General features: G+C 42.1%; 11 protein-coding genes, 1 tRNA gene and 2 pseudogenes. 11 read left to right on the top strand and 3 right to left on the bottom strand.

The genetic code is table 11. The annotated features are described in order from the left end of the window. The 6 genes from AB5170_RS11350 to AB5170_RS11325 all read left to right on the top strand — a co-directional run. On the top strand, window positions 1–702 hold a 702-nt coding region (locus AB5170_RS11350; protein ID WP_368362021.1), incomplete at its 5' end, for a hypothetical protein. A 25-nt stretch (window positions 703–727) separates the two neighbouring features. Then, window positions 728–2,881: a PcfJ domain-containing protein gene (locus tag AB5170_RS11345; protein ID WP_173718610.1), complete on the top strand. Its 2,154-nt coding sequence runs from the start codon at window positions 728–730 to the stop codon at window positions 2,879–2,881. 35 nt (window positions 2,882–2,916) lie between these two features. Continuing rightward, on the top strand, window positions 2,917–3,543 hold the full coding sequence (locus AB5170_RS11340) for a single-stranded DNA-binding protein (protein ID WP_173718609.1): 627 nt from the start codon (window positions 2,917–2,919) through the stop codon (window positions 3,541–3,543). A gap of 259 nt (window positions 3,544–3,802) precedes the next feature. After that, window positions 3,803–3,982 carry an excisionase gene (locus AB5170_RS11335; protein ID WP_118581334.1) on the top strand — a complete coding sequence of 60 codons (180 nt, stop codon included), beginning with the start codon at window positions 3,803–3,805 and terminating at the stop codon, window positions 3,980–3,982. Between the two features lie 82 nt (window positions 3,983–4,064). Further along, on the top strand, window positions 4,065–5,300 hold the full coding sequence (locus AB5170_RS11330) for a site-specific integrase (protein ID WP_173718608.1): 1,236 nt from the start codon (window positions 4,065–4,067) through the stop codon (window positions 5,298–5,300). 33 nt (window positions 5,301–5,333) lie between these two features. Continuing rightward, window positions 5,334–5,483 (top strand): hypothetical protein, encoded by a 150-nt coding sequence (locus tag AB5170_RS11325; protein ID WP_173718607.1) that lies wholly within the window; start codon window positions 5,334–5,336, stop codon window positions 5,481–5,483. Window positions 5,484–5,522: 39 nt separating this feature from the next. Here the strand turns inward: AB5170_RS11325 and AB5170_RS11320 are convergent. Next, window positions 5,523–5,618, bottom strand: a pseudogene (locus AB5170_RS11320) (DUF6783 domain-containing protein); the annotation flags it as partial. Here AB5170_RS11320 and AB5170_RS11315 point away from each other — a divergent pair. The 3 genes and pseudogenes from AB5170_RS11315 to AB5170_RS11305 form a co-directional block, all read left to right on the top strand. Continuing rightward, window positions 5,574–5,675: pseudogene (locus AB5170_RS11315) on the top strand (DUF6783 domain-containing protein); the annotation flags it as partial. The pseudogenes AB5170_RS11320 and AB5170_RS11315 sit on opposite strands and share 45 nt — an antisense overlap. 132 nt (window positions 5,676–5,807) lie before the next feature. Continuing rightward, a tRNA-Arg gene (locus AB5170_RS11310) sits at window positions 5,808–5,879 on the top strand. A 52-nt stretch (window positions 5,880–5,931) separates the two neighbouring features. Further along, window positions 5,932–6,858 carry an SH3 domain-containing protein gene (locus AB5170_RS11305; protein ID WP_243271291.1) on the top strand — a complete coding sequence of 309 codons (927 nt, stop codon included), beginning with the start codon at window positions 5,932–5,934 and terminating at the stop codon, window positions 6,856–6,858. A gap of 204 nt (window positions 6,859–7,062) precedes the next feature. Here AB5170_RS11305 and AB5170_RS11300 read toward each other — a convergent pair whose 3' ends face one another. Continuing rightward, window positions 7,063–8,496 (bottom strand): polysaccharide deacetylase family protein, encoded by a 1,434-nt coding sequence (locus AB5170_RS11300; protein ID WP_173769527.1) that lies wholly within the window; start codon window positions 8,494–8,496, stop codon window positions 7,063–7,065. Window positions 8,497–8,907: 411 nt separating this feature from the next. Between AB5170_RS11300 and AB5170_RS11295 the strand changes: the two genes are divergently transcribed. Then, window positions 8,908–9,504 (top strand): zinc dependent phospholipase C family protein, encoded by a 597-nt coding sequence (locus tag AB5170_RS11295; RefSeq protein ID WP_118581340.1) that lies wholly within the window; start codon window positions 8,908–8,910, stop codon window positions 9,502–9,504. A gap of 344 nt (window positions 9,505–9,848) precedes the next feature. Continuing rightward, window positions 9,849–12,053 (top strand): NlpC/P60 family protein, encoded by a 2,205-nt coding sequence (locus AB5170_RS11290; protein WP_368361557.1) that lies wholly within the window; start codon window positions 9,849–9,851, stop codon window positions 12,051–12,053. 226 nt (window positions 12,054–12,279) lie between these two features. On the opposite strand, the gene pduL is transcribed toward AB5170_RS11290, so the two are convergent. Continuing rightward, the gene (gene pduL, locus AB5170_RS11285) at window positions 12,280–12,918 is read right to left on the bottom strand and encodes a phosphate propanoyltransferase (RefSeq protein ID WP_173716254.1); all 639 of its coding nucleotides are present in this window, start codon (window positions 12,916–12,918) and stop codon (window positions 12,280–12,282) included. Window positions 12,919–12,960 lie beyond the last annotated feature (42 nt).

Here is a 12,960-nt window from a genome sequence, read left to right as displayed (position 1 = left end):
AAATTTAAGGAACAGCATAAAAACTGTATTTGTAAGATGCATATGTCTTATAACTACGAGAAGCAGGAATGGAGCCTAAACTATGATCCAATGAGGTGTAGATGTGAACCTGGCGATTACTGCACGTTGAAAGGCAGAACTCTTTCTGAAAAAAGCGGGAATATCTACTACGATATAAAGGTATCTACCATTCGAAAAGACGATACCTTTTTTGCTGGTGAACCTGTAGTGACGATCACAAGGGGAAAGAAATTTCTGCAGAGCAAGGTTTCGGTCGATATCTGTGAGGAAATTGCAAAAAGAAACCGGGAGGATATTTTTAGAAAAGAATGGTTCAATGGCTATTCTATGCAGGCGTTGTATGATCCGGATTTGAAGGTGGAAATTTTGAACATTAGAGTTGCTGCACGATTGACGCGCGATAAGGCACAGGATCTTGAGGATGAGAAAGCTGGAATAAATGTTGGATATGAAGCAGATTCTGTGAAAGCGAAGAAGAAGTGGAAACAGGAACGAAAAGAGAAACGCCTGGAGCAGGTAAAAAGAAAGCTTGTGAAAAAGGGCTGGGAGTCTCTGAACGATACGGAACAAAGATTTATGAAGAAGAGACTGTCTGCTGAACAGATTGAAGCGTTGCAACAGGAGTGGGTTACGGCAAATGAGCATAAGGATGAGGCTGAGCAGTTAACCTTAGATTTATAAAATAACTTCAGAAGGGATGAATGAAATGGAAAAACGAAAGCTTAAAAAAATGAAGGTATTGGAACCATCAAAGGAGATGGTTTTGGCGGCAGAAAGTGATATACCAGTTATCGGAAATATGGCTTATGAGAGAATGAAATATCCAATTGGTTTGTTCATTCAGGCGGAAATGGACGAAAATATTTTAAAAATAGGTTTTTTTATTACAGATATTTTGACCGCAGGAGGAAGAAGGCCTTTATATACCCTGTTCATTGATAAGGCAAAAGATTGCTTCATAGGGTATGATTACCGGTTAAAAGGCTGGACGAATAAAATGTTGGATAAAATTGAATGGCCAAGCGGCATAAAATATAGTCATGCATGGTGTGCTGCAAACAGTCTGGATCAGATATGGGAAATTCTGGGCGAGGAGTACAAAAAAGATAATGTGTATTATGCTATTTTACAATTTGAAGAAGGAGTACGCAGAAGAAAAAGAATACAGAAAAACCGATTGCGTACACAGACCTGGGATCAGGTGATGAATTGTGTGAAGAATACACCGAAAGACTGGGATCGGTGGATGAAAAAAGTAGGGATTACACAGAATTATATTTTCTATAAATACTCCCGGAAAGAAAGTATGACAGGTTATTGTACCTGGTGCGAAAAGAATGTGCCTGTAAAAGCTGTAAAACATAACAAAACAGGAAAATGCCCTAATTGCGGGCATAAGATCCAGTATAAGGCAATCGGAAAACAGCGTATGGTAAGTTCGCGTGAGGAAACGGCATATCTGTTACAAACGTGCGGACAGAATTTTGTCGTTCGTGAATTCAGAGCTAGTGTGAAATATGATATGCTGGCATATACGAAACCAATATATAATTGGTGGGAACAACGCAGATTTGTCTATGATACAGATCTTAATAAAAAAGAGTTTTATTATGGATACTACCGTGGAACAGATGAACATAGGTGGATTCAGGGAGAACTCTATCCGAACCGTCCGTATTATTGGGGCTATGAACCGCGTTATCCAGGACGTATCTATAAAAAATCCCTTCATGGAATTCAAAATAAGCAATTTAGAAGAAGTGGATTTTATGAATTAATTAGAAAAAGTGAAAAGATAGAGCCAATCTATTATTTAGATCGGTTAAGCTGGTATCCCTATTTTGAACAATTGGCAAAAGCCGGACTGGATCAGTTAGTGGATGACATTTTGAGTACTGGAACATCTATCTATTTCCAAGAAGCAGACTCTTTAGGACATGCACTGGGGATTGATAAATTCCGGCTAAACAGACTTCGGAATAACAAGGGTGGACGCATATTTCTTGAATGGTTGATTTTTGAAAAAGGATTGGGAAAGGTGATCAAAGATGACGTGATTGCCTGGTTCTCAAAATGTAAGATTAACCCGACAGAACTATCATTTATACTAGATCGAATGAGCCCGGAACAGATAAAGAATTATTTAGAAAAACAGGCAGAAGAAAGTGAAAAGAAACCGAAAGATCTTGTGGGTACCTGGAAGGATTATCTTGATATGGCTGAAAAACTAGGCCTGAATGTAAAAGATTCCATTGTATATCGGGTACGAAAGCTGGAACTGCGGCATAATGAAGTGATCCAAATGCTGAAAGATAAAGAAATGGATTTGAAAGCAGATGAGATCGTGGAAAAGTTTCCTACAATAGAAGCGGTTTGCGAAAGTCTGAAAAAATATGAATATAAAAATCAAAAATATCAGATTGTAGCACCGCGAAGCGTCAGGGATATTTTTGTAGAGGGAAATGAACTAAAGCATTGCATTACTGGAAAGGAAACTTATTTTGACCGTATGGCAAAACAGGAATCCTATCTTTTGTTTCTACGAAAAACAGATACTCCAGAGAAACCCTATTATACATTGGAGGTGGAACCTGATGGAACAGTACGCCAGAAGCGGACTTATTTTGACCGTCAAAATCCTGACATTGAGGAAGCAAAAAAATTTTTGGTAAAATGGCAGGAGCAGCTTGTGCGTAAGCTCAACAAGGAAGATAAGATCCTTTCACTAAAGAGCCGGGATCTTCGGAAAAAAGAAATCAAAGATTTGCGGAAAAAGAAAGTAAAAGTGAATGGATTTGGATTCACTGGAAAGCTGCTTGCGGATATTCTGGAAGAGGATTTGATGGAGAACGCCGCATAAAATGGTAAACAAAAGAGAGAAAGGATAAAGATACTATGGCCTATATAATGTTTGATGATAACCAGGTTGTTATCACTGGTAAGATTGTAATGGATTTTACATTTAGTCATAAGATTTGTGGAGAATGCTTTTATAAGACGGAGCTTCAGGTTAAGCGCCTCAGCGATTCTGTAGATACAATTCCGGTGCTGATATCGGAACAAATTGCAGATATTACGAAGAGCCGCGTTGGTGAATTTGCGGAAATTTATGGGGAATTTCATTCACATAATCTACGTGAAGAAAACCATACTCGATTAGAGCTTTATGTATTTGCCAGGGAAGTGAAATTTGTAGAGGTAAATGACTCTAAGACGGATTACACAAATCGAATTCTTCTGGAAGGTACAATCTGTAAACCTACAGTTTACCGAAAAACCCCTCTGAAAAAAGAAATTACGGATCTGCTTCTGGCTGTGAACCGGTCTTTTGGAAAATCAGATTACATACCCTGCATTTGTTGGGGGAGTACCGCCCGCTATGCGGCTGATCTTAAAGTGGGAACCCGTGTGATGGTCTGGGGCAGAATCCAAAGCCGGGAGTACAAAAAACGGATCGAGGAAAATGAAACTCAGAAGCGAATTGTATATGAGGTTTCAATAAATACGCTGGAGGTAGCGTAAATGTTGAGTTTATAACTTTTTATGATAATTAAGCGATAATAATAAAACTTTAATGCTACATATTTGAAACTGTGATGAAATTGACACATAGTTTCATGGATGATATTATAAAAATGGTATTTGGCAGTAGATGCTGCATAAACTCTTATCTCGGTTAGGTTCGGGATGAATGGAAATAACGGTAGTGTGTGCAATTGCACCCAAAAATCACGAAAACGTTGATTTTTGGGTGCTTTTTTTGATTTGGGAGGTGATTATTATGTCTGAGAAATATTTGCTGACGATTGATGAGGCTGCTGAATATTTCAACATTGGTAAAAACAAACTGCGCGATATGATAAAAGAACCTTGCTGCAATTTTGTGCTTTTCAATGGTAAGAAAGCGCTTATCAAAAAAAACAGACTGGAATCATATTTAGATGAAACTGTTTATTTATGATTGCAGGAAACGGAGGTGTGTGATAAGATTAGTGCTATAAAAAATAACATTTACGCACCTCTAGTTAAAAAGAGGTGAAAGAATGGGAAAAAATTTAAAAGGAAAGGAATTGGGAAAAGGCATTACACAAAGAAAAAACGGGGTGTATCATGGAAGGTATGTAGACCGTTTTGGCGCCAGAAGATCCGTCTATGGTACAACGGTGAAAGAAGTAAAAGCGAAGCTGGCAGAGGCGGAACTAAACGAACAAAAGCTGTCAAATATTGTTGATGAAAAAATAACATTGGATGAGTGGTACGAAAAATGGATGCGGGTTTATAAAGAGCCTGTTGTCAGGCTCAGTACAAAAACTACATACAATTCAATGTATAGAAGGTTGATTTCACCAGTTTTTGGAAAAACTCGTTTAGTAAATATCACCAAATTGATGATTACAGATTTAGTGAATAATATGTCAAAAAAAGGATATCAGTATGAGTCTCTGAACAAAGTGAAGGTTCTTCTTATTGATATGCTTAATAGAGCAATGGAAGATCAGTTCCTTATCCGCAATCCAGCAAAAGGTGTAAGATTGCCAAAGAATAAGCCGCAGAATGAGATTAAGGCACTCAGCAAAGAGGATCAGACAGACTTTTTTGAATGTGCCGCCGGTACATTCTATAATAATATGTTTGTTGTTGCTGTAAATACTGGTTTACGTCCGGGAGAATTGTATGCGCTTACGGAAGAGGATATTGATTGGAAAAATAATGTTATTCATGTGAATCGTACGCTGTTGTATCAGAAACTGGAGGGTGATGAGTGTAAGACATTTCATCTTGGTCCCCCAAAGACAGAAACAAGCATAAGAACAGTTCCGATTAATTCATATTGCCGTAAAGCACTAGAAAAACAGATTATTCAGCATAAAATTGTAATGGCGAAAACGTGTAGGAAGAATTTGGAATTTCCTGATTTCCTGTTTACTACGAAGCTTGGGACTCCATTAAATGCACAATTATATTGCGATGCAATTGAAAGAATCGTGCAGGAAGTGAATCTGATGAGGGATCCGTTGGATTTGATGGAAACTTTTTCAGGACACTGCTTCAGACATACATTTGCTACTAGATGTTTTGAAGCTGGAATTGTACCAAAAACAGTGCAAGCCTATCTTGGCCATGCTTCTCTTCAGATGACAATGGATTTATATACTGCGGTTATGGAGCATAAAAAAGTGAATGATATGCAACTTCTTGAAGATTCAATTGATCTCCCTGATCCGGCAGCTGAGATAAATTTAGCTAGTAATGAAAAAGTTATTAAATTTTGTGGATGATACCGTGGGGTAAAAATGGGGTAGTGCAGAAAAATGATATGGCGTAGAGCCTTGGAATCCCTTGATTTTACTGGATTTATTGTAACCAGATGGGGTGCAAATAAATGTAATTATTACGTCTATCAGAGCACCCCATACGACCTGTACGGAACACCTGATTTTTCCAGTATTTCCAGGGGTTAAGAGAGTTGCGCATTTCACGTAAATTATTATAATTTCACGCTATTTATTACGAAAATGGAGTAAAAATGGAGTACTAGAGCGTGTTTGAAAAAGGCTTTCTGCAAGATGTGCGTCACAATTTGTGGGAGATTTTGCCCGGATGAGGGCGGGGCTGTCTATTTCCCGACAGCCCCTTTTTCAAAACTGACATAACTATTCCGTCAAAAGAAAAAACTTTACATCCAGTCGATATTGTGCTATAATTTTTTAGTCGAAGTGGTTGTATATGAGGTTGCTGTTTAAATGTTAGACAGTAACGAATGATAATGCAGCTTTCGAATTTATGCACCTGTAGCTCAGTGGATAGAGCAGTGGTTTCCGGTACCATGTGCGGGGGTTCGATTCCCTTCAGGTGTATTGCCTGGAACGATCGGGCGTTCCGGTGCGTTGTATTAAGGAGGACAAGAACTTGGATAATTTCAGAGAATGGTTATCAGATAACCTTCGCTATTTTATGCTTGGCGGAGCGATTCTGTTAATCGTGGTTGTCCTGTTTTTCGGTATCCGTGCATTTATGGGAAGCGGGAAGGGCGATTCCAGCAAGGATACAGCCGATGAGCAGGTAACAGCAGACAACGACCAGGGAAATGTTCCTTCTTCTCCGGCAAATGATGGGGAGACTGACGGGAAGAAAGACGCCAATCCCATGGAAAAAGCTAATGAAGAGATTACTTCATTGATCAAGAGCTATTACACAGCTCTGGGGGATAAAGATATTACCACATTGCGTACTTTGGTAGATAATCTTGCACCGGCAGACGAGTCTAAGATTACCAATGCCAAGTACATTGAAGGGTATGAAGCTGGTGATATCTACACGAAAAAGGGGCTTGATGACGATTCCTATGTAGTATATTCCTGTTTTTACTACATCTGTCAGGGGATTGATACAAAGGTACCTGCGCTTGCTGAGTTCTATGTGGTAAAGGACACAGACGGGAACTGGAAGATTGACGGCGCTGCTCACGATGACAGCGACGAGATAACGAAATATGAAGTTTCTTTGCGTCAGGATGACGACGTGAAGGAGCTGAAGGCCAAGGTACAGAAGCAGTATGAGGATGCACAGACTGCAGATCCTGCACTTGCTGCTTTCCTTGATGGTCTTGGTGAGGATGTCACAGGATCTGCAGAGACAGCCGATGGAACTACGCTGGTAGTGACAGAGGATTGTAATGTCCGTGCAGCAGCCAGCAGTGATGCAGAAGTGATTGGTGGATTGTCCGCTGGGACAGAAGTAGTCAAGAAAGGTGAGAACGGAGACTGGATCCAGATTGACTATGAAGGCTCTGAGGCGTATGTTCACAGCAGCCTTCTGGAAGAGAAAACTGAATAAGTATAAAAGAGGAATTGTCATGATGGCAGTTCCTTTTTTTGCGTGTTTGAAAAAATATATAGAATAAACCAGAGTATAGTTGCTGATTTCCTGAAAACGATACTCTGGTTTTTTATGTAGTGCTATATTATGATACCAGTGTCAAAAGGTCAAAAAGCCGTTCGTGCTTGCACGATAAGGCGTTTGAACTTGGGACACGCCAAATCAAAACGATCCATAAGCGGTTCCGTTTTCCAATGTAATTCCCTTTGCAGCAGCCAGCTCGCTTACTGTTACCAGCTGATAGCCCTCCTGCAGCAGCTGCGGAATAAAAATTTCAGCAGCATCCACAGATTCTTTGAAAATATCATGCATTAAAATAATCTGTCCATCACTGGCGTTGTCCATTACATTCTGTACTGTGGAATCTGCATTCTGTGTTTCCCAGTCCAGAGTATCCACAGACCACAAAATCAGAGGCCTTGCTGCAGTCTCTGCTACGGTGTCATTGTAAGAACCATAAGGGGGGCGCACAACAGTGGCAATGTGCCCTGTGAGATCCTGGATCAGCTGATCTGTGCGGGAAAGCTGACTTGCAGCATCATCGGCGGAAAGCGTGGTGAGATCCGGGTGATCATAAGAGTGGTTTCCAATCTCGCATCCAAGCTCCTCCATACGCTTTACAGGTTCCTGAAAATATTCCACTTCCTGACCTGCCAGGAAAAAAGTAGCTTTTACATTGTTTGCTTCCAGACAATCCAAAAGACGGTCTGTAAAATCACTGGGTCCATCATCAAAGGTGAGGGCAATCATCCCCTTTGGCTCCGGAGAGACAGTCGGTTCCGAAGTAACGGAGGCTTCCGGTACAGGGGAGACTTCTGATGCTGCAGAAGAGGCTTCAGAAGGATCATCGACTTCGGAAGAAGCTTTTCTGGAATCTTCATTTCGATCAGAAGAAATATCAGCTTCTGCAGCCGGTGTGGAAGCACCTGTCGCAGAAGCTGTGAGATTGTCAGCATTCGAAGAATCTGATGTAGTATTCATGTAGAATACAAGATCCTGATTGGAACTATCATCTGCCGTCGTCGGTTCACCCTGCTGTGCACCGTCAGCGCCAAAGTGATAAATTTCGCCGTCTATTGTCACGTCACCAGTCTGAAGAACTCCATCTGCATTGAGGTAGTAGCGCTTGCCATCAAGCTCAAGCCATCCGGTCTGCATAACGCCTTTGTCATTGAAGTAATAGCGGTGTCCGTCTGTATCTGTGAGCCAGCCTTTATAACCTTCTCCGTTTACCATGAAATACCAGTTACTGTCAACTGGCGTCCACACCCCCTGGGAAGCTTCCGGAGAGACTTCGAAAGAAGTGTCTGAACCTGAAAGGGTATCAGGTGCCGGGGTATCTGCGGCAGGCGTTTCGGTGGGAATGACATCCTCCGGTGTGTTCTCCTCTTCTGCATCGGTATTTTCAGCTGCCGCACCACCAGATTGAATCTGGGAATCATCTGTATTTCCAGCTACGAACATGTCCGGGATCTGGGTATCTGTAATGGGTGAGTGCGAAGCGGAAGACTGGGTAAAAGAAACTCCGCATGCAAGACACATAAGAACAGCAGCTATAGCCAGCCCCTTATTTGTCCGTGGTTTATGGCCAGGCATATAATTCCTCCTTTATGTAATGATTTCATGATGCCAGTGTGTTTCATTACTGTTCACTGGCAGCATTTCATTTTTGGGATCATGTTACGGTTCATTTCGTGACCAGCAACACGCTTTGTAATGTACAGAAATCATGGGTCTGCATGATTTTTTGCTGTACAGTAACCTAATAATACAATATATGACGAAAAAAAACAAGACCGGCTTACACGCAGGATATAATTGTGCAATTTAACGATATATTGGAAAATATTTCACAGAAAATCAGAAAATGTTTATTTGAAATTTGACAGAGATTCTGCTATATTAAGTTGTGATAACGATGATTTGAAAAGCAGATACAAAAGCTTTTTACAGTTTATTGTTTTTTATCTGTTACAATGGATAAGAACAGGAAAGAAGAGGAAGCGGTTGCGTAAAAAATCCCATATACTGGTAGCCAGATATCTGGCAGACCAGATGCCTGCCACTAAGAGTCTGCAGTCCCACAGAAAGGCGTTCTGCCTTGGAAGCATTCTTCCGGATATCAAGCCATCTTTTCTTACAAAGAAGCATGAATATTTCGGCACCTTCGAGGAAATCCAGGGTAAGATGAAAGCTCTTATTGACAATGATCCCAAAGAAAGCAAGGAGCGCGTTTACTGGCGCAGGTTTGGCGAAGTGATGCATTATATGGCAGATTATTTTACTTTTCCCCATAATAAGAACTTTACCGGGAATCTGTACGAGCATAATAAATACGAGAAGCATCTTAAGAACCATCTGAAGCGCTACATAGAGAGTGGGGCAGCAGATCGTATGGTCATTCTTCCAGTGAATTTCGGAAGCTTCAGGGAACTGGTGGAGTATATTGGAAATGCCCATGAAAGATATCTTCTTAAGGAGCGTAATATTGCAGAGGATGTTCAGTATATTCTCAGAATCTGTTCACAGGTTATTCATGGAATCCTGCAGCTGGCTGCGAAGCAGTTTGGCAGAGAGGATATTCTGATTCCGGCTGCATGCTGATAATGGGAAGAGCCAGTGCCGGGAGATCACAGCAGCTTGTCTGTGAGTACCGGGACTGGTATTTTTTTGTACAGCAGAAAAAATGAATTATTCGCTGCTGCGATAAAAACGGTATTTAGCAAGTGGGAAACGCTTTCACTTAAATCTGTACAGAAATTGTGAAGAAAAAATGAAAAATCACGAAAATACGTCTGTATATTTTGAGGATAGTTGATTTAGAAGGGTTAGTATGCTACAATAATGCATGTTAATACTTAATGCGAACTGTCTTTAAGGTAAGAATGCATACCTTTATATAGGGGAGTAAAGGGATGTTCATGAATAGAAGGGAGCATCTTTTGAATATGAAAAATAAATATCTGACAAAATGTTTATGTATTACTATGGCAGCTGCGATATCCTTTACAGGAACGGCCAGTGTTTTTGCCTCAGAAGAGACAGCCTTGTCAGAAACAGAAACAGCTGCCCGGGAAGCGGCAGCAGAGCCGATTTCATCAGAGCAGGCATCGGCAGAGACGCCTTCCGCACCTCCGGAGACAACGTCAGAGCCGGCACAGGTACCAGCAGAGTCTGTACAGACGCCATCAGAGCCCACAGAAACACCAGCTGAGCCTACACAGATCCCATCAGAGCCTACTACACCAGATCATATACCTACAGAGACACCGGCTCCAAGTGAAACACCAGATTATACACCTACAGTGACACTGGCTCCAAGTGTGACGCCAGATCATACACCTGAGGTGACACCAGAACCAAGTACGACACCAGAACCAAGCGTGACACCAGAACCTAGTGCAACGCCGGACGATACCCCCACAGTGACACCAGAGCCTAGTGCTGCACCTGAGGTGACACCCACTGTGACTCCTGGACTTTCAGCAGAGAGCCAGCAGAAGGTAAGTGCCCTGATCAAAGACATTGATAAAACCTTCAAGCAGGAATTAGATAAGAAAAAGAAGAAAAAAGTCAAAGCCCTGAGAAAGACCTATAACAGCTTTTCAGACCAGGAGAAGGCTGCTGTTACTAATTACAAGCTTCTTATCGATATGGAGAAGACGATCAGCCAGCTGTCCGGGGCAGCAGACGATAAAGATGCAGATAAGATTGACAGCACCACAACGCAGGCACTTAATGGAACCCCAGTCTACTATGCATCTAATCTTCATGCAGGCAAGGAATTTTATCTGAACAGCCTGCAGGAGAACTATCAGCTGTCATTTTCTGATGATTTTGCAGATGTTATGGAGCAGATTGAGACAGAGTATAAAGCTGCCAATCAACTGACAGATGTATCTGATTCCGAAGGTGGTGTTACCACATCCGCAGATACCCTTCTTGTACGCAACTGGCAGGATATACTTGCCATATATGTCTATGAGAAGAGCCTTGATGGTGCCACTTCTTTTACGCTGGATTCTTCCTGTAAGGATGATCTGGCAGCTATTTTTGCCAGGATGAATCCTGTTGTGAAGGACGAAAGTAATTCTAACAGAGTTACATATGGAAATTACCATATTAACCATTACATTAAAGAGAATAAGATCCCCAAGGATGAGAGGGGGATTTTGAAGAAATATCTTGAAACAGACTGCAAGCTTCTTTGTGCAACCGTTACAGCAGCCAAGGGCTTTGTAAGACAGAGTGTTGGCGATGACGTTTCAGAAGAGCGTGTAAACGTAATTGCAGCTGCTTATTCACTGGTTGGTAAGGTAGGGTATTTCTGGGGCGGCAAGTCTACTGTGATCGGAATGGATCCAAGCTGGGGCGCAGTACAGCAGGTAAGCGCAGAGGGAAGTCAGAGTACCGGTACTTTACGTGCTTATGGCCTTGACTGCAGCGGTTTTGTTACCTGGGCAGTGATCAATGGCTATGAGAATCAGGCTATGATCGCAGCTGTAGGAAGCGGTACCTCAGACCAGTGGGGCAGAGCGAACGTGGTAAGTGAGGCGGATGCCCAGCCAGGTGACCTGGTTTTTCAGAGAGGACCAGAAGCAGGAAGTGCCAACCATGTTGGTATTATCTGTGGAAAAACTGACGCAGGAGACTGGATCGTCGTACATTGTTCTTCCAGCAAGAATGGTGTTACAGTAGGAGAGGCTTATAGTGCAAGCTTTCGTTACATCCGTCAGCCATCCTTCTATCCGAACGCACAGCAGGTAGAGGAAATGAGACAGAGTGGTAAAACTATAGCCAATACCCAGTATATCACAGGAATTGACGTATCCAATAACCTTCAGGATCTGATCAAGGCGAACCTTGTTACAACAGGAGATATGGATACGGTTACCATAGATGCTTCCGGAGACGGAACTGTTTCACCGGGAAGCCTCTATGTCGCAAACAGCCTTCAGGAACTGTTTGATGCAGGACAGCATGTAAGTGTATTTAGTCAGGTGACATACGGAGATGCCGCAGAGATGGAAGCTGGCAGTAATGAGGCAGCAGGTACTGCGGGAGTTAATAAAGCCCAGACAGTAGATTTTTCCAGAATTATGGTTACCAATTCTCTTCAGGAGCTGTTGGCGGCGACAATTGGAATTCAGTGACGCAAAAGTGCTTCCACACCCGGATTCGGGCAGGAAGCACTTTTCATTTGTATAGACTGAGTGAACAGATTACAGAATTGATTTTCAGACAGGCTCCGGGAGGCTGTGACTGGCATATGCTGCTGCAAGAAAATGGAATTACTGTTCACTCTGTTCACAAAAAACACCTTGCGGAATGTCACCAGTGAACAATAATAAAATGGAGTCACAGAGTATGCCCTGACATTTAGCGGTTAATACCGGACAATACGTCTTCAATCCATTTATCCGTATTATAGTTATCATCAAAGAATTTTACGATTACCCCATAAGGCTCTTTTTCATTGGAAAAAGCATTGGCCTCATCGGTATCTACGTGCATGGCAAGGCGGTAACTCCAGTCTACACGTACTACCACATCTGCATAAATAAGAGCGCGGCCGAAGCTTTTGGTCAGGACAAAAACTTCGTCATTATCTTTGACCTTCAAAGTAACAGCATCTGCCGGAGTCATGTGAATGTGACGTTTGGCAACAATGACACCGTGATCAAGGATAAGTTCGCCCTTGGGTCCGATGAGAGTGCAGCCAGGGGAGCCGACAGTATCACCAGACTGGCGGATAAGACCGGGAAGACCGATCTTGCGGGTATCTGTAAGGGAAAGCTCAATCTGGGTTTCTTTACGAAAAGGACCTAGAATGGCCATATTCTGATACTCACCTTTAGGCCCCTTTACGGTAAGACGTTCCTGGCAGAGATACTGTCCAGGCTGGCTTAATTCCTTTATGTAATGAAGCTGGGCATCCTCTCCAAACAGGAGTTGGAAATCCTCCTGGGAAACATGAATATGCCGTGCTGAGGTTTCAATCGGTATTTTAATGCTCATGGAAATTCCTCCGATATTATATAGAGTGTGAACATCAGTACT

Origin of the sequence: Ruminococcus sp. RTP21484sp1_RTP21281st1_A8_RTP21281_210402, assembly GCF_040914025.1 — a bacterium.
Lineage (GTDB): Bacteria > Bacillota > Clostridia > Lachnospirales > Lachnospiraceae > Blautia_A > Blautia_A faecis.
Note: the sequence above shows the minus strand (reverse complement) of the source record. Positions and strands in the feature narration are given on the sequence as shown.